The organism is Duganella sp. OV510 (assembly GCF_900100205.1).
Taxonomy (GTDB): Bacteria; Pseudomonadota; Gammaproteobacteria; order Burkholderiales; family Burkholderiaceae_D; genus Rugamonas.
Genome location: NZ_FNEQ01000009.1, coordinates 186,835 through 211,161, shown reverse-complemented (window position 1 = coordinate 211,161; position 24,327 = coordinate 186,835). Strand labels below are relative to the sequence as shown.

Here is a 24,327-nt window from a genome sequence, read left to right as displayed (position 1 = left end):
CAGAAAGCATCACCATGAAGCCATTTGAACCGAATCTGTCCACCCTGGCCGTTGCGCGCGATATCCTGCTGACGCCGTTCGGGCTGGACGAGGCCAAGCTGCTGAAGACGCTGGGCAGCATGTTCACGCACAAAGTCGACTATGCCGACTTGTATTTCCAATTTACCAAAAACGAAGGCTGGAGCCTGGAAGAAGGCATCGTCAAGACCGGTAGTTTTTCTATCGATCAAGGCGTTGGCGTGCGCGCCGTGTCGGGCGACAAGACCGCGTTTTCGTACTCGGATGAAATCTCCGAAGCAGCGCTGCTGGATGCCGCCTCGGCCACCCGCACCATCGCCCGCGCGGGCAGCGGCAAGATCAAGGTGGCTGGCGCGATGAACCACGTCGGCGGCCGCTCGCTGTACCTGCCGCACGATCCGCTGGTGTCGCTGGACGCCACCGCCAAGGTGCAGCTGCTGGAACGCATCGAGAAGATGGCGCGCGCCAAGGACCCGCGCGTGGTGCAAGTGATGGCCAGCCTGGCTGGCGAATACGATGTGGTGCTGGTGGTGCGCAGCGATGGCGTGCTGGCGGCGGATATCCGCCCGCTGGTGCGCGTGTCGCTGACCGTCATTGTCGAGCAGAACGGCCGCCGCGAGGTCGGCTCGTCGGGCGGCGGTGGCCGCTACGACTATGCGTATTTTGATGACGCGCTGCTGGAGCAGTATGCGGATGACGCGGTGAAATCGGCACTGGTGAACCTGGATGCGCGTCCGGCGCCAGCCGGTCCGATGACGGTGGTACTGGGCCCTGGCTGGCCAGGCATCCTGCTGCACGAAGCGATCGGCCACGGCCTGGAAGGCGATTTCAACCGCAAGGGTTCATCGACGTTTGCCGGCCGCATCGGCGACCGCGTGGCAGCCAAAGGCGTGACCGTGGTGGATGACGGCACGCTGGCGGACCGCCGCGGCTCGCTGAACATCGACGACGAAGGCAATCCGACCCAGTGCACCACGCTGATTGAAGACGGCATCCTGAAAGGCTACATCCAGGACACCATGAACGCGCGCCTGATGAAGATGCCGGTGACCGGTAACGCGCGCCGCGAATCGTTCGCGCATCTGCCGATGCCGCGCATGACCAATACCTATATGCTGGGCGGCGATAAAGATCCGGGCGAGATCCTGGCGTCGGTGAAGAATGGCCTGTACGCGGTGAACTTCGGCGGCGGCCAGGTCGACATCACCAACGGCAAGTTCGTGTTCTCGGCCAGCGAGGCTTACATGATCGAAAACGGCAAGATCACCTATCCGGTGAAAGGCGCGACGCTGATCGGCAACGGTCCGGAAGTGCTGAACCGCGTATCGATGATCGGCAATGACATGAAGCTGGACCCGGGCGTTGGCGTGTGCGGCAAGGAAGGCCAGAGCGTGCCGGTCGGCGTCGGCCAGCCGACGCTGCGCATCGACGGCGTCACCGTCGGCGGCACAGCCTAAAAAATTCGGGGTCGTGCCGAATGTCGGCACTGCCCCCGATGTTGGTTTAGAACTTGTAGGTTGCCTTCACGTAGAAGGTACGGCCCAGCGGATCGGTGTAGCGCGGATCGTAGCCACTCTGGAACGTGGTGCCCTGGTTGGTGTAGGGCGGCGCCGTGTCAAACAGGTTCTTGATGCCCACCGTCAGGTCGGTGTTCTTGATGCCGCTGTAGCTGGTCGACAGCGAGTAGGTCGAGTACGCGCGCACGTGGTGGACGTACTGCTCCGCCACGCTGTTCTGATCCTCGTAGCCGCTCAGGTACTTGTTGGCGAAACTGGCGCTCCAGGTGCCTTTCTTCCACGTTACCGTGGCGTTGTGCTTCCAGCGGAATACCGGCGCGTTGTCGCCGTACACACCCACATTCTCCACAAACTCGCCGCCGGTTTCGTTCTGGTACTTGTAGCTGTGCACCCAGGTGCCATCGAACTGGAACATGAAGTCGCCAGCTGAGGTACGCGGCAGCTTCCAGCGCAGGCTGGTGTCGATGCCCGAGGTCTTCACTTCGCCCAAGTTGTCCAGCACGGCGTTGACATATTGCAGCGTCTTGCCGTCGGCCGAGTAGACGAAGTAGTCCTTGTACTTCTCGTAGTTGTCGAAGATGGTCGATTCAGACACCGTGCCGATCGAATCCTTGATCTTGATGTTGAAGTAGTCGAACGAGACGCTGACCGCATTCAGCGGCTCAAACACCACGCCCAGCGCGAAGGTCTTGGATTTCTCCGGCTTCAGGTTGGCGTTGCCGCCGCTGCGGATGTACTGCTGCTGCGCGCAGGCGACGTTCGGATTGGCGCCGGTAATCGCGCTGCCGCCCGGGCACAGCACCGGATCGTTATACGCGTTGCTGGTGAAGGTCGACGTGGCCGGGCCGTGCAGGTCGTACAGCGTCGGCGCGCGGAAGCCGGTGTTGTACGAGGTACGGAACAGCACCTGCTTGCTGGCTTCCCAGCGCAGCCCGACTTTCGGATTGAAGCTGCCGCCGACGTCGTTGTAGTGGTCGTAGCGGGCGGCGGCCGACAGTTCCACCGTCTTCGCCAGCGGCACGCTCAGTTCCGAATACACGGCCGAGATGTTGCGCTGGCCAGCCTGGTCCTGCGCATCGGCGTAGCCGGAGCTGGATGCCTGCGACGCCAGGTCGCGGTTGACGTTGTAAGTGGCTTTGTCGTGACGGAATTCGGTGCCCAGCGCGAAGCCGACGCCACCGGCCGGCAGCTGGAACAGCTCGCGGCTGATCTTGCCGTCGACGCCAACGCTGGTCATCTTGGCCGACAGGTATTCGCCGCGCAGCTGGGCAGCATCGATATAGGCTGCGCCTTCGGCCGATTGCTCGCCGAACGGATTCAGGATGCCGCTCAGCACGCCTGCTTTCATCAGCGAGTCGTTGGTGTAGCCGCCGGCGAAGGCGCTGCTGGCCTTGTTGACGGCATAGGTCAGGCCGACGTTGTAGTCCCAGCCAGCCACCAGGCCTTCCGAAGCCAGCACCAGGCGGTCGGAGATCGAGGTGTCATAGCCCTGGCGTTTGCCGGCCGCGACGGTGCGCCAGTTGATGCTCAGGTCTTCGCCGCTGAGACCGGCCACTGCTGGCACGCCGGCGCTGCCGCCCGGATAGTAGGGGCTGGCCGACGTCATGGTGATGCCGGTCAGCGGCGACGGCGCGATCGCGCTGCTGTTGGTCGAGCGGCTGTGCAGGTACTCGATGGTGGCGATGTCGTCCTGGTTCAGCTTGAAGGTGGCCTTGCCGAGGAAGGATTCCTGCTTGGTCTTCGGAATCGCCTGGATGTAGGTGCTGGTGTCGGTGCGGCAGGTGCCGGTGCTGCTCTGGATCAGGCCCTTGCCAACGCAGCCGCTGGCGTAGTACGGGTTGCCGGTGATGCCGTTGTCCGAGTAGAAGTTGGCTGGCTGCGAGGTGCCGCTGCTGCCGTTGACGCCGCGCTCCGGCCGCACGCTGGTGCTGGCGAAATCACGTTCTGAAGCATCCAGCGCGGTCTGCTTGTGCAGGTCGATGACACCGAAGACATTCCAGCCGTCCTTGTCCAGGTCGCCGTAGCCGCCGGACAGGTTGATGCGCGATTCGGCGCCCGAGCCGCTGGCCTGCGGCTGGTAGCGTTCGGCGCTGACAGTGACGCCGCTGACCGAGCGCTTGGTGATGAAGTTGATGACGCCGCCGATGGCGTCGGTGCCGTAGATGGCCGAGGCGCCGTCGCGCAGCACTTCCACCCGTTCCAGCGCCGACAGTGGGATGATGTTCAGGTCGACCGAGGACCCGTTGAACGGGTGGTTGGCCAGGCGGCGGCCGTTCAGCAGCACCAGCGTCTTGTTGCTGCCCAGGCCGCGCAGGTCGGCGGTGGCGATGCCGCCGGTGCCGGAACCGACCGACTGGCTGCTACCGGTCGAGCTCTGGTTCATCGACAGCGTGTTCATCACTTCGGCAGCGGTGGTCAGGCCCTGCTTTTCAAAGTCGGCGGCCTTGATGCTGGTAATCGGCAGCGCGGTCTCGCTGGCCAGACGCTTGATGCTGGAACCGGTGACTTCCACGCGCTGGATCGGGGCGTCGTCGGTTTGCGCGACGGCGGCGTGCATGCCGACCGCAAGGCCGCCGGCAAACAGCACGCGCAAGCTGCGCGACATGGCTCTTTCAATCATCATTGTTTTAACTCCTGCATTGATATGGGAATGGGTGTTTGCTTTTTGAGCAAAGCGATCAGACCATTCGCGGGAGGCGGGAACAATGACGCTTGAACAAGTGTGCGGCGATGCGACAGCCAGCAAAGCCTTACTGCTGTTAAGACGGTTTTCTGCCTCCAGGTCGCCATCGCTGGCGCGCTGCGGGCTGGCGCAGCTTACATCCGGATACAGGCGCTAAGAACTTAACGCCAGGCCGCAGCATGTAAATTTTTGTTGGGAAGGGCAGGGCGCCGCCAGCAGCGCGCGATAAAGTGCTTGCCAGATGGCGCAAACTGTTGTTATAGTCTTTCGACACTTACGGACTTTACATGACCCACTTCTTCTTTACCGGCTGGTTTTACTTTAGCTTTCCAACCCTCAGGCGGTGGATTAGCGGCCGGTGCACGTAGAAGCAAAACGAGTCCCAGCAGAATCCCAAAAAACCGCCTCCTTCCGAGGCGGTTTTTTTTTACCCATTATTTTTAAGCTCACCTGGAGAACAGCATGCCCCGTACCGACGATTTGCGCATCCGCGAGATGAAGGAACTGACGCCACCGTCCCACCTGATCCGCGAGTATGCGTGCACGGAAGCGGCTGAACAGACCGCCGCCAACGCCCGCGTGGCGCTGCACCGCATCCTGCACGGCCAGGACGACCGCCTGATGGTGGTAATCGGCCCATGCTCGATCCACGATCCGAAAGCGGCGATGGAATACGCGCGCCGCCTGGCGCCGCTGCGCCAGGAACTGGGCGCCGACCTGGAAATCGTCATGCGCGTCTACTTCGAAAAACCGCGCACCACGGTCGGCTGGAAGGGCCTGATCAACGATCCGTACATGGACAACAGTTTCCGCATCAACGACGGCCTGCGCATGGCGCGCGAACTGCTGCGCGACATCAACGAACTGGGCCTGCCGGCCGGCACCGAGTTCCTCGACGTGATCTCGCCGCAGTACATCGCCGACCTGATCTCGTGGGGCGCGATCGGCGCCCGCACCACCGAATCGCAGGTGCACCGCGAACTGGCCTCCGGCCTGTCGTGCCCGGTCGGCTTCAAGAACGGCACCGACGGCAATGTGCGCATCGCGGTCGACGCCATCAAGGCCGCTTCGCAGCCGCACCACTTCCTGTCCGTGACCAAGGGCGGCCATTCGGCCATCGTCTCGACCAACGGCAACGAGGATTGCCACATCATCCTGCGCGGCGGCAAGGCGCCCAATTACGACGCCGCCAGCGTCGATGAAGCCTGCAAGGCGATTGCCGCGCAAGGCCTGGCCGCGCGCCTGATGATCGACGCCTCGCACGCCAACAGCTCGAAGAAGCCGGAGAACCAGGTGCCGGTGTGCGCCGACATCGCCGCCCAGGTGGCGGGCGGCGAGCAGCGCATCGTCGGCGTGATGGTGGAGTCGCATCTGGTGGCCGGCCGCCAGGACCTGGTGCCGGGCAAGGAACTGACCTACGGCCAGTCGGTCACCGACGGCTGCATCGACTGGGACAGCAGCGTGCAGGTGCTGCAAGGCCTGGCCGCCGCCGTCCGCCAGCGCCGTCTTGCCACCCAGGCAAACGAAGCTGCAGCGAAGTAAGCATTTCCTCTGTGGCCCCGGCGCAATGCCGGGGCCAGCCTGATGGGCTGGCTGTTGCGCTAACGCCAAAGCAGGTAACAACCCGATTGACAGTTAATCTAGTTGCATGCTTTGATAGAAGACGAGGCCCGGGTGTCACAGAACACCTTCCTATAGACATACCCCATGTGCGTCATTGTTCGTCGTCCTCCGGTCTTTGCGGCCGGGGGCGTTGGATCGTTGCATCCCAAAACCACAACAGGAGGTTGTTTATGCTGCAAGAAAGAGTGCTGTCCCGTTCGCTGCGCCTGATGTTTTCAGGCAGCGTGTTGCTGGCGCTGCCAGCCTTGGCGCAGGATGCGGTTGGCGAACAGCCGATCCAGCGCGTCGAAATCACCGGTTCGTCAATCAAGCGCATCCAGAAAGAGGGCGCATTGCCGGTGCAGGTGCTGACTGCCGCCGAGATCAAGCAGACCGGCGCTGCCTCGGCGACCGACCTGATCCAGATGCTGCCGTCGATGCAGGGCTTTGTGCCTTCCTCCAGTTCGGTCAACGGCGGTGGCGCCGGCGTCACCACCGCTTCGCTGCATTCGCTGCCATCGAAGTACACGCTGGTGCTGCTGGACGGCCAGCGCGTGGCGCCCAGCGCCATCGGCTCCGGCCAGGGCGGCGGCTACGCGGTCAACCTGTCCAGCATTCCGCTGGAAGCGGTGGAGCGGGTCGAGATCCTGACCGACGGCGCCTCGGCGCTGTATGGTTCGGATGCGATCGCCGGCGTGGTCAACTTCATCCTGAAAAAAAACCTGACCACCGGCGAGGCATACGCCACCTACGGCCAGCCGAAAAAGAACGGCGGCAAATGGAGCAGCGCCGGCATCACCAAGGGCTGGGGCGACCTGCAGGAAAACGGCTGGAATGTGCTGGCCTCGTACAGCCACGAGGAGCTGGAGCGCATCACAGCGCTGCAGCGCGACTTCTCGGCGCGCGGCGCCTTCTTCAAGTTCGGCGCCAACGGCAAGCAGTATTACTTCGACCAGCGCACCGGCAACACCGAGCCGGCCAACATCACCTTCAACGCGCGCCCGATCGGCTCGACTGGCGATGCAAGCGGCTACGCCATCAATCCCTACCTGGCCGCCAACGGCAATTGCGGCAGCGCGCTGGCCGGGCCGCTGGGCGCGCAGTGCCGCTTCAATTATGCGTCGACAGTGGAAAACGTGCCGGGCAGTCACCGCGACAGCGGCCTGCTGAAAGGCACCATCAAAATCAACGAGGACACCACCGCCTGGGCCGAGCTGGTGCTGTCGCAATACGCGATGACCGCGCAGTACGCACCGTCGGCGCAGCCGATGGGCGTCAACTCGACCACCCGCTTCCCGGCGCTGTATGCGAAATATGTGCAGCCCTATCTGACCGCCAACGGCCTGGAGAACCCGAGCGGCAACGCCACGCTGGGCTACCGCTCGGTGCTGATCGGCGGCCGCGCCGACCAGTATGAAACCACCTCGCGCCACTTTGCCACCGGCATCGACGGCAGCGCGCTGGGCTGGACCTATAACGCTTCGCTGATCCTGTCGCAGGCCAAGCTGAAGGACACCGCCGCCGGCGGCTACTCCGACTTCAATATGCTGGAAAGCCTGGTGGCGGCCGGAAAATACGATCCGGTCACCGGCCAGGGCGCCGATCAGCTGAACAGCGCGCTGCTGAACGGCACCGTGTTCTCGCGCGGCAAATCAACGTTGAACACCGTGCATGCCGGCGCCCAGCACGACCTGTTCAACCTGCCGGGCGGCACCTCCATCATCTCGGTCGGCGGCGATTACTCGAAGACGCGCTACGAGGTTGATTATCATCCGCTGATCCTGGCCAACTCCGGCTTCTCGACCCAGCCGGCCTCGGCCAACTATCCGGTCGGTGGCAGCTACGGCGTGGTGCCGTTCGATGCGCGCCGCGACAACTGGGGCGTGTTCACCGAGGTGTTGCTGCCGCTGCACAAGACGGTGGAAGCGACCGTCTCCGGCCGCTACGACAGCTACGACAAGGTACACAGCAACTACATCTTCGCCAGCGTGCCGGACGCCAGCGGCCTGATCCCGCAGCTGGCCAGCGGCGATATCGGCAACAGCTCCAGCGCCGGCACCTACAAGCTGAGCCTGAAGTGGTCGCCGCTCGACACGGTGCTGCTGCGTGGTTCCTACGGCACCGGCTTCAAGGCGCCCAACCTGAGCGACATCGCCGGCGCCAACACCTTCAATGGCAGCACTGCCGGCAGCTATGCCTGCCCGTTCCCCGGCTCGCCGGGCTGCCAGGTGGGGCAGGCGCAGTACGATTTGCTGAGCGGCCCGAATGCGCTGAACGGTCCCGATGGCCTGCAGCCGGAGAAGTCCAAGCAATGGACGCTGGGCGGCCGGGTCGAACCGCTGCGCGGCCTGTCGCTGGGGCTGGACTTGTGGAATGTGACGATCCGCAACCAGGTGCTGTCGGCCGGCGTGCCGGAGCAGGAGGGCTTCGCCAATCCGCAGCAGTACAAGAACCTGTTCGTCAATCCCTATCCTGATCCGGCCGGCTACACCACGATTGCCTACCTGCTGGCGCCGATCAACGGCGGCGTGGCGCATTATCGCGGCGTCGACTGGGACTTCAGCTACCGCAGCAAGACCGGTATTGGCGATCTGCGCGCGGCGTGGAACGGCACCTATATGATCAAGCAGGACTACACCACCAGCGCCGACGGCGAAGTGCAGTCCAACCTCGGGCGCTTCGGCCCGGACAATGGCGTGGTGTTCCGCGTGCAGAGCAATCTGAGCCTGAGCCTGACCACCGGCAAGCTGACCAACACGCTGGTGGCGCATTACAAGTCCGGCTATCACGACCAGTCCTATCCGATCGACACGGCGGTGTTTGCGGTGAATGCGGATGGCAGCGTTGGCGATTCGGTGGCGTTTGCCGGCCTGAAGGTACCGTCGTACACCACGGTCGACTGGCAGGCCAAGTACGACTTCGGCCAGTTTGCGCTGACCGCCGGCGTCAAGAACCTGTTTGACCGCGATCCGCCGTTCACTTTGCAGAATGCCGGCGGTGGCAACCAGATCGGCTATGACGGCCGCTATGCCGACCCGGCGGGACGGTCGTTCTACATCACCGGGAACTATAAGTTCTAAAAAAAATCCCGGCAGCGCCGGGATTTTCGTTTTGAGGCTTAGAAGCTGTAGCTGCCGCGCAGGTACAGCGCGCGGCCGACCGGATCGGTGTAGCGTGGATCATAGCCTTTCTGGAACAGCGTACCCTGGTTGGAGAACGGCGGTTCTTTGTCCAGCAGGTTTTTCACGCCAGCGGTCAGCGTCACACCCTTGATGCCGGTGTAGCTGGTCGAGAAGTTCCACAGCTGGTACGACGGCACCTTGTTCAGGTACTTGTCTTCGATGTCCAGGTTCTGGTCGGTGTAGCCGGTCTTGAACGACTGCGCCAGCGTGGCGTTCCAGTCGCCCAGACGCCAGTTCAGCGCCAGGTTGTGCTTCCAGCGGAACACCGGATTGTTGGCGGCGTAGCGGCCAACGTTCTGGTTGTACGGGCCATCGCGTTCATCCTGGTATTCATACTTGTGGACATAGGTGCCGTCCAGCGTCAGCGTGAAGTTGCCGGCCTGGGTGGCGCCCGAGCGCAGCGTCAGCGAGACATCGACGCCATCGGTGTTGACCTTGCCCAGGTTTTCTTTCAGGTCGAGGATGGCGTACGGCGAGCCGTCAGGATTGCGCAGGAAGCGCGCCTTGTACTTCTCGTAGTCGCCAAAGATGGCTTCTTCCGGCAGCGCGTTGATCTTGTCCTTCAGCTTGATGTTCCAGTAGTCGATTGCCAGCGTGACTTGCGAAATCGGCTCCAGCACCGCGCCGACCGAGAAGGTCCTGGATTTTTCCGGGCTCAGGTTCTGGTTGCCGCCTTGCAGCTTGAACTGTTGCAGGTCGCAGTCGCGCAGCGGGTTGGCGATCGGATTCGACGACAGCACGCCGCCAGGGCACAGGATCGGGTCGTTGTACGAGTTGTTGGTATCGTTCTTCGACTGTGGCGCGTTTTTCTCGAACAGCGTCGGTGCGCGGAAGCCGGTCGAGGCCGAACCGCGGAACAGCACTTGCTTGGCTGGCTGGTAGCGGAACGATGCCTTCGGATTGGTGGTGCTGCCGACGTCGCTGTAATCATCGTAGCGGGCCGCCAGATTGACTTCCAGGTCTTGCAGCAGTGGCAGGTTGACCTCGCCGAACACCGCCTTGATGGTGCGCGCGCCGTCGGTCGACTGCGAACCCGACAGGCCGGACGAAGCAGCCTGGCCGGCGATGTCGCGGTTGACGTAGAAGTCGGCTTCTTCACGGCGCAGTTCGCCGCCGATGGCGACCGCCAGCTTGCCGCCGGCCAGGTCCATCAGCTCGCGGCTGGCTTTGGCGTCGATGCCGGTGTTGCGGGTCTTGCCTTTCTGTACCTGGCCGCGCAGCGCGGTGCTGTCCAGGTAGGCCTTGCCGGCCGCGTCCTGCTTGCCGAACGGGTTCAGGATGCCGTTGGTGACGCCGGCGGCGAACTGGGCGTCGTTGACGTAGCCACCGGTGAAGTATTCCGCCGAGCGGCTTTCCGACAGCGTGAAGCCGGCCTTGTAGTCCCATTCGCGGAACAGGCCTTCGGCGGCGATCGCCAAGCGGTCAGCCGCGCCCTTGGAATTGATCTCGCGCGGGCCGGCTTCGGTCGGACGCCAGCTGACGTTCAGCGGATCGCCGGACAGGCCAGGCATGGCTGGCACGCCGCCCGAATTGCCTGGATAGTATTTGCTGGTTTTCGGCAGGATCAGACCAGTCTGCGGCGGCGGTGCGGTGTGCGACACCACATCGTTTTGCGAGTGCAGGTACTCGATCGACGCCTGGTGGTCGTTGTTGATCTTGAAGGTGGCCTTGCCGAAGAACGAAGTCTGCTTTTGCTGCGGCAGGTTGTCGATTTGGCGCGTGTAATCCTGGCGGCAGGTGCCGTTGCTGGCGCGCGGTACCGACAGCGGCGCATCGCAGCCGGTGGCGAAGCCCGGGTTGCCGGTGGCGCCCGAGGTCGGGTCGAAGTAGTTGCCGGGGAAGGTGGTGCCGGAGGTCAGGTTCAGGCCGCGGTCCGGGATCACGCCGGTCTTGGAGAAGTCGCGCTGCTGCGAGGTCAGGATGTCGATCTTGTGGTAGTCGAACACGCCGAACACGTTGAAGCCGTCGGTGTCCAGATTGCCGAAGCCGCTCGACAGGTTGACGCGTTTCTCATCGCCGCCGTCCTTGCGTGGCAGGATGGCTTCAGCGGTGATGGTGGTGGTCTGCACCGAGCGCTTGGTGATGAAGTTGATCACGCCGCCGATGGCGTCGGTGCCGTAGATGGCCGAAGCGCCGTCGCGCAGCACTTCGACGCGTTCCAGTGCGGTTATCGGAATGATGTTCAGGTCGACGCTGGCGCCGTCGTATGGGTGGTTGGCGATGCGGCGGCCGTTCAGCAGCACCAGGGTCTTGTCGCCACCGAGGCCGCGCAGGTCGGCGCTGGCCTGGCCGCCGGTCGGCAGGCCGGAGCTATTGCCGCCCACCACGTTGCCGGAGCTGAAGCTGGAGCTGTTGGATGGAATGCGGTCGAGTACTTCCTGGGCGGTGGTCAGGCCTTGCTTGACGAAGTCGTCAGCCTTGATCACGGTCAGCGGATTGGCGGTTTCCGACACCAGGCGCTTGATCGACGAGCCGGTCACTTCAACGCGCTGCATCGGCGCGTCGGTTTGCGCCTGCGCCAGCGGCGCGATCAGTCCCAGGCCCAGCAGGCCGCCGGCGCAGATATGGCGCACGGAACGGGACAAAACAGTTTCTTTCATCATTGCTCTCTACTCCCAATACGAACTGAATATTTTTATTAACCAACTTTTGGTAAAGTTGACATGGCTCCTGAACCTCGGTGAAGGTGTTCAAGAGGCTTGATAATTCATTACAGAGCGTAGGGCTGTCAATTCAGAAAGGTTGTCTGTTCATAAAAAACAACGGCGAAAAAAAAGGACCCACGGCCCTTTTTTGTTGTGCTGCAACAGCGCGCTTACAGCATGTAAGGGCCGTGCGAGTAGTGTTTGCCCAGCGTTTCAAAGGCGCGGCGGATAATCTGCTTCCACGAACGGCGGGTGGCTGGCTGGACTGGTTTGGCGGTCAGGGTGGCGGCGATGGTGGTCATGGAAGTTCTCCTGTGAACTGCGGTGAAGGTCGATGTGTGCAGATTACAGGAAACTCAGATATAAATATAATTCTATGTTTCGATATGTGCCATATGAAATGTGAATGGTGTGCCGCATAAGAGATATGCGTCGCGCGCATAATGCGGAGGGGCTCCCGCAGGAGCCCCGGTTGCTTAGAACTTGTACGACGCGTTCAGGTAGAAGGTACGGCCGAGCGGGTCGGTGTAGCGGCCATCGTAGCCCGACTGGTTGCCGCCACCGGCGTTGCGGATGGTGAACGGCGGGTCGATGTCAGCCAGGTTTTTGATACCGGCGGTCAGCGCGAACTGCTTGCTGAGCTGGGCCTTGGTCTGCCAGTCAAAGGTGGTGTACGACGCCACGCGGCGAGTCATCGGCACATAGTTGCCAGCGACGCCGTTGATCACTTCACGCACCACGCTGTTGCTGCTGTTGTATTCCTGGTCGGTGTAACCGGAATGGTAGTTGGCGGTCAGCGAGTTGGTGAAGCGCTCGGTCTTCAGCGACGCGGTCAGCTTGGAGATGATGCGGAAGGTCACATCGGCATACGAGTTGAAGCGGCCGATGTTTTTCTCCAGGCCGGTGCCTGGCGCCTCCTGTTCCGCCTTCAGCATATAGGTGCCGGTCCACTGCAGCGAGGCCTTGCCCAGTGGTGTGCTGGTGCGGAAGGTGTGGTCCCAGTCGATGCCGCGGTAGTGCGCGTTGGCCAGGTTGAATGGTGTCAGCGCGGCCACCAGCACGTTCTGTTTCTGGATCGGGTCGTAATACACGCGCAGCAGGCTGTCGTACACGCCAGGATTGCCGAACACCAGGTCTTCCGACAGCGTCTGGATCTGGTTTTCCAGCTTCACATCCCACCAGTCGAAGCCCAGCGAGATGCTGCTGGTCGGCTCGATGCGGATGCCCAGCGTGGCCTGTTTCGATTCCTCCGGCTTCAGCGCGCCGGCGCCGGTGGCGGCATTGCCGCCCGACAGCAGGCCGTATTCCGACGAGCCAGGGAAGCACAGCTTGTAGCGTGGATCGCTGGCGTTGGTGATCGGGCAGGCGTGGAATTGCGACGAGCCGCCGTTGACCAGCGGCTTGACGATGTTGCTCATGCTCGGCGCCTTGAAGCCGGTGCCGTAGGAGCCGCGCACCAGCACCTGTTCGATCGGATTCCAGCGCAGCGCCAGCTTGTAGGTGGCCTTGTTGGCCGACTCGCCTTGCTTGCCCGGCGCGATCAGGTTGCCGTCGCTGTCGAAGTTCTTGTCGTTGGTGACAGCGGTGAAGTCGTCGTAGCGGCCGGACACGGTGATGTCGAGGTTCTTCAGTGCCGGCAGCAGCAGCTCGCCGTAAGCGCCCCAGTTCTTGCGGCTGGCGTCGATCGGCAGCGCGCCGGCGCCACCGCCGACGATGGCGTCGGTGAAGTTCGGCTGCTGCTTGTTCAGGCCTTGCGAGAAGGCGTCCGGCGCTTCCGAGTACGACTGTTTGGTGAAGTCGCCGCCAAGGGCCAGCATGGCCGGGCCGGCCGGCAGCTTGAAGATTTCGGATGAAGCGCTGGCCTGAACCATGTCGATCTTCGACTTGGTGACGCTGAACTCGTTATTCAGCACGGCCGGCGCCAGCGCTGCCTTGGAGGCAGCGCTTGGCGGCAGGAAGGGATCGAACTTGCCGGCCGCAACCAGCGCGTCGAAGGTGTTCAGGCTCATGTAGCCGCCGGCGGCGGTATCGGTCTGGCGGTTTTCCGAGTGCGTGTACGCAGCGCGGTAATCGATGTTCTTGAACGCGCCTTCGACGCCGAAGGCGAAGTGGCGCGCCAGCGTGGCGTACTCGTCGGCACGGCCCCCGGCGTCGATCAGGCGCAGGTTCATGGTCACGCTGGCCACCTGGCTCGGATCGGTGATGCCGACCTTGGCCAGGTTGGGCAGTATCCATTTGGCGTACAGCGGGCTGCCCAGCGGCAGGCCGAGCGGCTGCGCCGGCGCGGCGTACTGCGCGGTGTTGGAGAACTTCGACACCAGGCCCTCGGCAAAGAAGGTGGTGTTGTCGTTGATCTTCCAGTTGAACGAGCCGAAGCCGCTGTCGCGTTTCAGCTGCGGCGTGTTCTGCACGGTGGCGGCGTAGTCATAGCGGCAGGTGTTGCCGACCCTGAACAGGTTGTCGCCGTTGCAGGAACCGGTGCTCAGCAGGTTGGGGCTGAAGCTGACCGCCGAGCCGTTCTTCAGACGCACGGCGGCGATGCCGGGAATCGAGTTGCCGCTGGTCTGGTACAGCTGGTAAGCCTTGCCGTTCTCATAGAACGGAATCACGCCGCTTTGCGAGAAGTCGCGGTCCCTGGCCCAGGACGCCTTGCTCTCATCGTGGGCGTACGACACCAGCACGTTGAAGCCGTCCTTCTCCAGGTCGCCCCAGCCCTTCGACAGCGAAGCAGTGGAGGTGGCGCCGCCGACGCTGCGCGGCTGGCTGTAGGATGCTTCGATAATGGCGTCCTGCTGGTTTTTCTTGAGGATGAAGTTGACCACGCCGGCAATCGCGTCCGAACCGTACAGCGTGTTGGCGCCGTCGGTCAGGATCTCGACCCGCTCGACCGCCGCCAGCGGGATGCTGGCCAGGTTGACGGTGGAGCCGGAGGTCGATGGCGCCAGGCGGCGGCCGTTCAACAGCACCAGCGTGTAGCCTTCGCCGATCGCGTGGATCGAGGCGGTCTGCAGGCCGCCGCCGCCGCCGTTGACCGACATCGACGAAGTGGTGAAACCCTGCATCGACGGCAGCGTGGCGATCAGGTCGGCCACGTTGGTGGCGCCGGACTGCTCGATCTGTGCCTTCGACAGCGTTTGTACCGGCAATGCGCCTTCGGCGTTGATGCGCTTGATACTTGAACCGGTAATTTCCACGCGCTGCACCGGCGCGTCGGTGCTTTGCGCCGCTGCGCTGTGCATGCCCAGCGCCAGGCCACTGGCGCAGACCAGGCGTACTGATCGCGACAAAACGTTTTCAACCATCATTATGCTTAGCTCCCAAAAGTGAAACGATGAACAACAGGGTGTGTTTGTATTAATTTTTTGTTCATCAGATCACCCGTGGCCAGATCGCCACAATGAGGAAACCCTTACGGGGATTTCCATGGGCGGGACTTTCGGTGGAACAATGTTGCGCGGCCGAGCGCTCTAATTTGGTGCGCGACGGATTTCTGGAAGTGGAAAAACTGCCGGACTAGCACATTGCAAGCAAATATATGGCGCGTCGCACCAATTTTGTGATTGATAATTTTTATGAATCAACGTTCATATTTTTACAGTGCGTTACATTGGCGCCACGCTTCGCGGTGGATCGGGCTAATTCCTTATTTGATCAGCGTTAAAACTTATATGAACCGCTTATATCGATGCGGCTTTGCGTAAATTTTGAATGGGTTTATGCTAACAACCGTTTTTCATCAAGGACAGAGATGCTGGCTTACACCGTTCGTCGCCTGTGGCAGATGTTGCCGACCATGCTGGGCGTGGTGTTGTTGGTGTTTGTATTGTTTAACTGGGTCGGCGGCGATCCGGCTTATCTGTTGGCCGGCAAGATGGCCGATGCAGGCAGCATTGCCAATATCCGCCGCCAGCTGGGCGTCGACCAGCCGTACTACGTGCAGCTGTGGATTTTCATCAAACAGATCGTGACCTTCGATTTCGGTCTGAGCTGGGCGACCGGCGAGCCGGTGTCGCAGGTGATGGCGACGCGGCTTGGCCCTTCGCTGGCGGTGCTGTTGCCGCTGACGCTGCTGGAGACCCTGCTTGGCATCGCGCTTGCCCTGGCGCTGGCGTCGGTGCGCGGCACGCTGACCGACCGGCTGGTGATGCTGGCCTGCACGGTGGCGATGTCGGTCAGCATCCTGGTGTACCTCATCGTGTTCCAGTATGGGCTGGCGTACCGGCTGGGCTGGTTCCCGGTGCAGGGATGGGGTGGGCCGCAGTATGTGGTGCTGCCGGTGCTGATCGGGCTGGCGGTGTCGCTGGCGCCGACCTTGCGCCTGTATCGCAGCTTTGTGCTGGATGAGGTGGGGCAGGATTATGTGCGCACGGCGCGCGCGAAAGGTCTCAGCGAGCGGCGCGTGATGTGGGTGCATGTGCTGCGCAATGCGGCGATCCCGATCGTCACGCAAGTGATGTCGAATCTGCCGGCATTGCTGATCGGCGCGTTTCTGCTGGAGCGTTTCTTTGGCATTCCCGGCATCGGGCGCGAGGTGATCCTGGCGGTCGAGCGCAGCGATTTTCCGGTGATTAAGGCGGTGACGGTGTATGTGGCGGCGGCCACCATGGTGTTCAATCTGTTGACGGATCTGCTGTACCAGGCGATCGATCCGCGCGTGAAGCTGGCATGAGGGCGTGGCGGCGCTTGTGCGCGGACCGGGTGGCGATGGTGGCGCTGGCGCTGCTGGCGGCGTTCCTGCTGCTGGCCGCGCTGTCGGCAGCCGGCCTGGTCGCGGCGGATTGGGAGGACGAGGTTGGCGTCAGTTATGCGCCGCCGCTGTTTGCGGGCGCTATGGCAGCCAGCAGCGTGAGCTCGGCCGCGCCGGCGCAAGCCTTGCCCGATAATCCGTTCGATCCGCTGGCCGACGACATCCGCGCACTGCGCGCGCAACTGGCCAGCGCGACGGCGACTACGGGTGTCGCGCGGCGGGCGACGCTGCCGCTGGGTGGCGACAAGTGGGGCCACGATGTCCTCAAGAAGACCATCAAGGGTGGCGAAACCTCGATCGTGGTCGGCCTGGTGGCGGCCTTGCTGGCGGTGGCCATCGGCACTGTGTTCGGCGCGCTGTCCGGCTACTGCGGCGGCGTGGTGGACGACTTCTTCAACTGGTTCTACAGCATCTTCACCGCCATTCCGTCGGTGCTGATGATACTCGCGGTGGCGGCGGTATTACAGCAGAAGGGCGTGCTGACCATCGTGCTGATCCTCGGCCTGACCGGCTGGACCGCGCCGTTCCGCCTGATCCGCGCTGAATACATCAAGCACAAGGCGCGCGAATACGTGCTGGCGGCCGACGCCATCGGCGCCTCGCACTGGCGCCGCATGTTTCACCACATCCTGCCCAACGTCAGCCACGTCGCGCTGGTGCAGTTGTCCATCCTGGCGGTGGGCTTCATCAAGGCCGAAGTCATCCTGACCTTCCTTGGCTTTGGTGTGCCGGTTGGCGTGGTGTCCTGGGGCAGCATGCTGAACGAAGCACAAGGCGAATTGTTACTGGGCCGCTGGTGGCAACTGGCCGCAGCCGCCACCGCCATGGCTTTGCTGGTGACCGCCTTCTCCTTGTTCACCGACGCGCTGCGCGACGCCCTCGATCCAAAGGTGAAACAATGAAGCTGCTGGAGATCCGCAACCTGAGCATCGCCTTCCGCGTCGACCGCCACACCACAGTCGAAGCGGTCAAAGGCATCAGCTTCAGCGTGCCGCACAACGCCACGGTGGCGCTGGTCGGCGAATCCGGCAGCGGCAAATCGGTCAGCGCCATGGCCATCATGGGCCTGCTGGACCCGGCCGCCGCCATCATTGACCCTGACAGCCGCATCATCTTCGATGGCAGCGCCATGCGTGGCAAGGACATCGCCATGATTTTCCAGGAGCCGATGTCGTCGCTGAACCCGGTGTTCAGCATCGGCGCGCAAATCGCTGAGGTACTGAAGCTGCACATGGGCATGCGCACTGCGCAGGCACGCCGCCGCACACTGGAACTGCTGGAAGAAGTGGGCATCCCTGATCCCGCGCAGCGCATCGACGCCTACCCGAGCCAGTTATCCGGCGGCCAGCAGCAGCGCGTGATGATCGCCATGGCCATCGCCTGCGAACCACGGTTGCTGATCGCCGACGAGCCGACCACCGCGCTTGACGTCACCATCCAGAAACAAATCCTGCAACTGATCGCCGAATTGCAACAGCGGCGCGGCATGTCGGTGCTGTTTATTACCCATGACCTCGACCTGGCGGCGGAGATTGCCGACCATGTGGTCGTCATGTGCAAAGGTGAGGTGCGCGAGGCGGGCCCGGCGAAGCAAGTGCTCACCACGCCAACCGACGATTACACGCGTGCCTTGCTGGACTGTCGCGCCGCACTGGCGACACGCCGCCGCGCGCCGTTGCCGGCGTCGGCGTCCGAGGCACCGCCGCTGCTGGAAGTCCGCCAGTTGCGCAAAACCTTTCTGCTGCGCGACGGCTGGCTGCGCCGGCGCACCTTCCACGCGCTGGAGAACGTATCGTTCACGCTGGCGCGCGGCCAGACGCTGGGCGTGGTGGGCGAGTCCGGCAGTGGCAAAACCACGCTCGGCCTGACCTTGTTGCGGCTGCACCAGGCCAGCGGCGGCAGCGTGCTGTTCGAGGGCCGCGACCTGCTGGCCATGCCGGTGCGCGAATTCCAGGCATACAAGCGGCGCATGCAGATCATCTTCCAGAATCCGTATGCATCGCTGAATCCGCGTTTCACCGTCGGCGACATTCTGCTCGAACCGCTGCGCATCCACCGCATCGGCGCTGATGACCGCGTGCGCATGGCCATCGTGCATGAGCTGCTGGAAAAGGTTGGCCTGCCGGCTGCCGCCACCGCGCGCTATCCGCACGAGTTCTCCGGCGGCCAGCGGCAGCGCATCGCCATCGCGCGCTGCCTGACCTTGCGGCCGGAAATCCTGGTGTGCGACGAATCGGTGTCCGCGCTGGATGTTTCGGTGCAAGCCCAGGTACTCAATCTTTTGCAGGATTTACAGGACGAGCTGGGGCTGTCATACATCTTCATCTCGCACGACCTGTCGGTGGTGCGGCATATGGCCGACCAGGTGATGGTGATGCGGCACGGCGCAGTGGTCGAACTGGCTGGCACCGAGGCGCTGTATGGCGACCCGCAGCACCCCTACACGCGCGCGCTGCTGGCCGCGATGCCGCACCACGGTTAAGCGTTTTTTAAGTTAAGATATCCGAATGGCGAATTTAATCCTCCTGCTCCAAGAATACGGTGTGCTGATCGTGTTCGGCATCGTGTTGATCGAACAACTCGGCATGCCCATTCCTGCGTTTCCGCTGCTGATCGTGTCCGGCGCGATGTCGGTCGACGGCGACACGCACTGGACCGCCGTGCTGGCGGTGGCCATGCTCGCCTGTTTGATCAGCGACACGTTCTGGTATCGCGCCGGCCGTTTCTACGGCAAGCGCATTCTCAAGCTGCTGTGCAAGATTTCGCTGTCGCCCGATTACTGCGTCAGCCAGACCGAAGACAATTTCAACCGCTGGGGCCCGAAAGCGATGATCGTCGCCAAGTTCATTCCCGGCTTTAATGTCATCGCGCCGCCACTGTCAGGTGCCATGGGCACCAAGCCGGGCACTTTCCTGTGCTTCAGCGTGATGGGTTCGACGCTATGGGCCGGCACCGGCATTGCCATCGGCGCCTTCTTCCACACCAGCGTCGACCAGCTGCTGGACATCCTCAGCACCATGGGGACCACCGCGCTGATCGTGCTGGCCGTGCTGCTGGCGCTGTTCGTCGCCTTCAAATATGTGGAGCGCAAGCGTTTCCGCCAGTCGGTCGATGTCGAGCGCATCACCATCGATGACTTCAAGCAGATGATGGAGCAGGGGCACGAGCCGATCCTGGTCGATGCCCGCAGCGCCACTGCACAGATGCTGGACCCGGCGGTGCCCGGCGCCGTGCTGTTCAATGGCGGCGAGCTGAACGCTCAGATTGTCGGTCTGGACAAGGGGCGCCACATCATCGTCTATTGCAGCTGCCCCAACGATGTGACGGCGGCGCATGTGGCCAAGAGCCTGATCGGGCAGGGCTACCATCTTGCCCGGCCGCTGCACGGCGGCCTGGAAGCGTGGAACGCCGCCTTCCGCCGCGAGAACCTGGCCGAAAACAATACCGCCTCCGCGTAATCAGGGCGCCGCTTCGCGGCGCTTTTTTATGGTAGGTATGGAATCGGTTCCACATGATTGCTGGTAGTCATACTACGCCCGAAACATCCTGGATCGTAAAGTTCTGTGGCAAACTGTACTAAAACTACAAGTTCTGCTTGCCTGAGGCGATGAAGTATCTTAAGCTTAAGCCTCAACTATTTCTGAACGATCATGACAGCCCAGTCCGTACAAACGCCTCCCTCCCTGAGCACTATTTTCCCTGGTGGCCCGCGTCTGCTGGCGGATGTGGGCGGCACCAACGCACGCTTTGCGCTGGAAACCGCTCCGGGCCGTATCGCCGCGATCGAAGTACTGGCTTGTGCCGACTACCCAACCCTGGCCGCCGCCCTGGTTGCGTATCTGGCCTCGCCGACCGTCGCCGAATCTGGTGTCACCGGTATTCGGAACGGCGCGATTGCGATTGCCAATCCGGTTACCGGCGACATGGTGCGCATGACCAACCACCACTGGGAATTCTCGATCGAGGCGCTGCGCCGCGAAGTCAACTTCGACACGCTGGTGGTGGTCAATGACTTCACTGCACTGGCCAGCTCGCTGCCGCAACTGTCGGCGGCGCAAAAGCATCAGGTGGGCGGTGGCGTTGGCGTGCCGGATACGCCGCTGGGTCTGATCGGCGCCGGTACCGGCCTGGGCGTTTCCGGCCTGATTCCTGGCAAGGACGGCTGGACCGCGCTGCTGAGCGAGGGCGGCCACGTGACCTTCTCGCCGGCCAATCCGACCGAAGTGGCGATCCTGCAATTCGCCTGGAAAGAATTCGAACACGTGTCGGCGGAACGCCTGATGTCGGGCGCCGGCATCGAGCTGATCTACCGCGCACTGGCCGACCACGGCGACCTGCCAGCGGAAAAGCTGAGCGCTGCGGAAATCTCGCGCCGCGCGCTGGCCGGCGAATGCGCGCTGTGCGACGATGTCATCGAAGCTTTCTGCTGCATGCTGGGCACCATTGCCGGCAACATCGCGGTGACGCTGGGCGCGCAGGGCGGCATCTATATTGGTGGCGGCATCGTGCCGAAACTGGGCCGGCGTTTTGACCGCTCCGGTTTCCGCGCCCGCTTCGAAGCCAAAGGCCGTTTCAACAAATATCTGTCGGATGTACCTACCTGGGTGATCACGGCAGAATACCCGGCGTTCGTTGGTGTTTCGGCAATTTTGTCGGAAAGACTTGCTGCCGCGTAAGCTCAGTTACATTTCGATGAAGTCGAAATGCGCGTTTTATGCTTTTATCAGGTACAATTCGCGTTGTTGGATGAAACGTCTGGCTTCCTGCCCACGTTTCACGTAGAAAGTAACGGTCTCGGCCGTTGCCGGCATGTCCCTCTCTCCCGCCGGGTGCGCATAGGCCTTGGCGTCGGAAAAGCAGCTTCAGCGAGTACTCCCGCCAGCCTCACTGAATGTGATTGATTTCTTTCGATTTTGCTTATGGATAATCTTGAGGCTAAAAAAGTCCTCGAAACCGCCTTGCTATGCGCTCGTGAGCCGTTATCGATCCACAGTCTGAAAAAACTGTTTGTCGAACTGGATGACCAGGAGCGGCCGCGTGGCCCCGGCGTAGGCGCCGATACGATCAAGGAATTGCTGGAAGAGTTGCGGCTGGACTGGGCTGGCAAGGGCGTGGAAGTCATCAGCCTGTCGACCGGCTGGCGCTTTCAGAGCCGTCCCGAGATGAAGCTGTACCTGGAGCGCCTGAATCCGGAGAAGCCGCCGAAGTATTCGCGGGCGACGCTGGAAACACTGGCAATCATCGCCTATCGCCAACCGGTTACCCGGGGTGATATTGAGGAAATACGCGGCGTTGCCGTCAATTCTCAGACGATCAAGATGCTGGAAGACCGTGGATGGGTGGATGCGGTCGGTTATCGTGACGTTGTCGGACGCCCGGCCTTGCTGGGCACCACGAAGCAGTTTTTGGATGATTTGGGCTTGAATTCGCTGTCCCAGTTGCCGCCGTTGCAGCAAATCAGTGATGGTCAGAACGCGATGGAAACCCTGGAAGCGGCTCTGCAAGAGAACTTTGAGAAGCAAGAACAAGGCCCTGCGCCAGATTTAACGGTTGACGCTGAGCACAACCAAGAAACGACTAATGAACAAACCTGATACCCCTGAGACGAACGACGCCGCTGCCGAGGTAGCCGCCAAGCCGAAACGCCGTACCAAAGCCCAGATCGAGGCTGATAAAGCTGCCGCTGTGGCTGCTGCTGGTGACGCGCCTGCCGCCAAGCCGAAACGCAAGACCAAGGATGCCGCCGAGGCGGGCGAGGCGGTTGCTGCCAACACGCTGGCGCCAGTGAAGAAATCGCGCGCCAAAAAGGCTGACGCTGAAGCCCCGGCCGCCGAAGCTGCAGCCGAGCCGGTGGCCAAGGCCGCCAAGCCGCGTGCCAGGAAGGCAGCGCCATCGGCCGACGTCGCTGTAGAAGCAGTTGCGCCAGTTGCGCAACAAGCGGTCGCCGAAGCGCCGGTCGCCGAGGCTGGTGAGCACGCCGGGCGCAGCCCGCGTCCACGCGGTCCGCGCCAGATGCGCGAACTGCGCGCCGCGCGCGAGGCCAGCAATCCGCGTCCAGAGCCAGTTGCTGCCGAAGCCGCCGAGGCGCCAGCGCCAGGCGCGGAAGAGGGCGCCGCACCAGTTGTCGGCCGTGAAGGCAAGCCACGCCACGAGCAGCGCAATAACAACCAGCGCAATGGCAAGAAAAAGAATGGCAAGCAGCGCCAGGGCGGTCAGAACGCCGGCGGCGCCAAGGGTAATGATGCGGACGCCGCTTTCTCCTACGTTACCTCCGACGCTTTTGACAGCGATGAAAGCAAGGGCCGTCAGCAAGCCAAACCGGTGCGCCGCGACCTGACTTCGGACGACGACGCGCCGAAGCTGCACAAGGTGCTGGCCGAAGCCGGCCTGGGTTCGCGCCGCGACATGGAAGAACTGATTGTTTCCGGCCGCGTGTCGGTCAACGGTGAGCCGGCCCACATCGGCCAGCGCATCCTGCCGGCCGATGCCGTGCGCATCAACGGCAAGCTGATCCAGCGCCGCGTCAGCAAAAAGCCGCCGCGCGTGCTGATTTACCACAAGCCTGCCGGCGAAATCGTCTCGATGGATGATCCGGATGGCCGCCCATCGGTGTTTGATCGCTTGCCGACTATGAAGACCGGCAAGTGGCTGGCTGTTGGCCGCCTCGACTTCAATACCGAAGGCCTGCTGCTGTTCACCACCTCCGGTGACCTGGCCAACCGCCTGATGCACCCGCGCTACGGCATCGACCGCGAATACGCGGTACGCACGCTGGGCGAGCTGGAAGAGGGCATGCGCCAGAAACTGCTGGCCGGCGTCGAGCTGGAAGACGGTGTGGCGCAGTTCTCGAAAATCGCCGATGGCGGTGGCGAGGGTATCAACAAGTGGTATCGCGTAATCATCGGCGAAGGCCGTAACCGTGAGGTGCGACGCATGTTCGAGGCGATCGGCCTGACCGTGTCGCGCCTGATCCGTACCCGTTACGGCGCCATGACGCTGCCAAGCAGCCTGAAACGCGGCCGATGGGAGGAAATGGAAGAAAACGCCGTGCGTGGCCTGATGGCGGCTTACAGCGTCGAGAAGAAGGGCGGCGCTGACAAGCCGGCCGCCAAGCCGCAGCAGCAAGCCAAGCCGGCCCAGAACAAGGGTCCGGAAAAGCGTGGCCGAAATGGCAATGCCGCTAATCGCGACCAGCAGGCTGAGCGCGGTAACCGCCGTGACGAGCGTGACTTCGACGATGACGACGAAGATGATGACAACGAGCCTAACTTCAATCGTGCCGACCTGAACAACGCCAATGCATTGCCCTTCGCCAAGCAGCCACGTAGTGGTGGCCGCGGCCAGGGTGGCGGTTTCGGCGGTGGCAACGGCGGTGGCAACGGCAACCGTGGTGGCGGCAAGGGTCGTCCGGGTGGTCAGGGTCAGGGTCAGGGTTCCAGCCGTCCGGGCGGTCGCCCGCAAGGCATCGGCGCGTATGCCGGCGGCCGTCCGCTGGGTGAGGGACCGGCGCCGCGCGCGCAGGGGCAGGGCGGCCGTTCGCAAGGCCAGGGTGGTCAAGGTGGTCAAGGTGGCCAGGGTGGTCAGGCACGCGGCCAGCAGGCCAAGGGCCCAAGCCGTGGCCCGCGTCAGCCGGACCCGCTGCAAACCACGTTCGGCTTCGGCGCCGCCAGCGGTGCGCCGCGCCGCGGCCAGCCGCCGCGCGGCGGCGCTGCCGACCACGGCATGCCGCGTCGCCGCAAGGGTTAAGCAGGCATTTATACCTTGTTGTAAGTCTGCCATGCCGCCCGTGCGGCATTGCAGCGGACTTCATATAAGGTTATAATATCCAGCCTAGTAGAAGTTCAAGGTTGCGCAATCTGCTCCGGAACTCTTCATCTGGCTAGGTGTTATAGAAAGATGGGCAGATGCCCATTTTTTTTTTGTTGAACCGTTT

The 24,327-nt window shown here is 62.7% G+C and carries 14 protein-coding genes; 10 read left to right on the top strand and 4 right to left on the bottom strand.

From position 1 onward, the window contains the following. Window positions 1-14: 14 nt before the first annotated feature. Window positions 15-1,475 (top strand): metalloprotease TldD, encoded by a 1,461-nt coding sequence (gene tldD / locus BLS51_RS22675; RefSeq protein ID WP_090189477.1) that lies wholly within the window; start codon window positions 15-17, stop codon window positions 1,473-1,475. A gap of 46 nt (window positions 1,476-1,521) precedes the next feature. On the opposite strand, the gene BLS51_RS22670 is transcribed toward tldD, so the two are convergent. Continuing rightward, window positions 1,522-4,158, bottom strand: coding sequence for a TonB-dependent receptor (locus BLS51_RS22670; RefSeq protein WP_229207712.1), 2,637 nt, complete (start codon window positions 4,156-4,158; stop codon window positions 1,522-1,524). Between the two features lie 522 nt (window positions 4,159-4,680). Here BLS51_RS22670 and aroG point away from each other — a divergent pair. Both aroG and BLS51_RS22660 read left to right on the top strand, forming a co-directional pair. Next, window positions 4,681-5,760, top strand: coding sequence for a 3-deoxy-7-phosphoheptulonate synthase AroG (gene aroG, locus BLS51_RS22665; RefSeq protein WP_090189481.1), 1,080 nt, complete (start codon window positions 4,681-4,683; stop codon window positions 5,758-5,760). A gap of 251 nt (window positions 5,761-6,011) precedes the next feature. Continuing rightward, window positions 6,012-8,900 (top strand): TonB-dependent receptor domain-containing protein, encoded by a 2,889-nt coding sequence (locus BLS51_RS22660; RefSeq protein WP_090189484.1) that lies wholly within the window; start codon window positions 6,012-6,014, stop codon window positions 8,898-8,900. A 38-nt stretch (window positions 8,901-8,938) separates the two neighbouring features. Here BLS51_RS22660 and BLS51_RS22655 read toward each other — a convergent pair whose 3' ends face one another. From BLS51_RS22655 to BLS51_RS22650, 3 genes are all read right to left on the bottom strand, one after another. Further along, complete coding sequence (locus BLS51_RS22655) at window positions 8,939-11,605, bottom strand: TonB-dependent receptor (RefSeq protein WP_307188164.1); 2,667 nt, start codon at window positions 11,603-11,605, stop codon at window positions 8,939-8,941. 212 nt (window positions 11,606-11,817) lie between these two features. Beyond that, entirely contained in the window at window positions 11,818-11,949 is a 132-nt protein-coding gene (locus BLS51_RS30470) for a hypothetical protein (protein WP_255369073.1), read from the bottom strand. A gap of 174 nt (window positions 11,950-12,123) precedes the next feature. Further along, on the bottom strand, window positions 12,124-14,934 hold the full coding sequence (locus BLS51_RS22650) for a TonB-dependent receptor (protein ID WP_229207713.1): 2,811 nt from the start codon (window positions 14,932-14,934) through the stop codon (window positions 12,124-12,126). Window positions 14,935-15,395: 461 nt separating this feature from the next. On the opposite strand from BLS51_RS22650, the gene BLS51_RS22645 reads away from it, so the two are divergent. The 7 genes from BLS51_RS22645 to rluB all read left to right on the top strand — a co-directional run bounded on the left by BLS51_RS22645 (window position 15,396) and on the right by rluB (window position 24,140). Next, window positions 15,396-16,316, top strand: coding sequence for an ABC transporter permease (locus tag BLS51_RS22645; RefSeq protein WP_090189488.1), 921 nt, complete (start codon window positions 15,396-15,398; stop codon window positions 16,314-16,316). Next, a complete protein-coding gene (locus BLS51_RS22640) occupies window positions 16,313-17,296 on the top strand; it encodes an ABC transporter permease (protein ID WP_090189490.1) in 984 nt (327 codons plus the stop codon). Before BLS51_RS22645 ends, BLS51_RS22640 begins: the two co-directional genes overlap by 4 nt. Next, window positions 17,293-18,876: an ABC transporter ATP-binding protein gene (locus BLS51_RS22635; protein ID WP_090189492.1), complete on the top strand. Its 1,584-nt coding sequence runs from the start codon at window positions 17,293-17,295 to the stop codon at window positions 18,874-18,876. The genes BLS51_RS22640 and BLS51_RS22635 overlap by 4 nt, the downstream gene beginning before the upstream one ends. Window positions 18,877-18,901: 25 nt before the next feature. Next, window positions 18,902-19,852 (top strand): VTT domain-containing protein, encoded by a 951-nt coding sequence (locus BLS51_RS22630; protein WP_090189494.1) that lies wholly within the window; start codon window positions 18,902-18,904, stop codon window positions 19,850-19,852. A gap of 192 nt (window positions 19,853-20,044) precedes the next feature. After that, window positions 20,045-21,070 (top strand): glucokinase, encoded by a 1,026-nt coding sequence (locus BLS51_RS22625; RefSeq protein ID WP_090189496.1) that lies wholly within the window; start codon window positions 20,045-20,047, stop codon window positions 21,068-21,070. Between the two features lie 243 nt (window positions 21,071-21,313). Then, a complete protein-coding gene (gene scpB / locus BLS51_RS22620) occupies window positions 21,314-21,988 on the top strand; it encodes an SMC-Scp complex subunit ScpB (RefSeq protein WP_090189498.1) in 675 nt (224 codons plus the stop codon). Then, window positions 21,975-24,140, top strand: coding sequence for a 23S rRNA pseudouridine(2605) synthase RluB (gene rluB / locus BLS51_RS22615; RefSeq protein ID WP_090189500.1), 2,166 nt, complete (start codon window positions 21,975-21,977; stop codon window positions 24,138-24,140). Before scpB ends, rluB begins: the two co-directional genes overlap by 14 nt. Window positions 24,141-24,327: the final 187 nt, after the last annotated feature.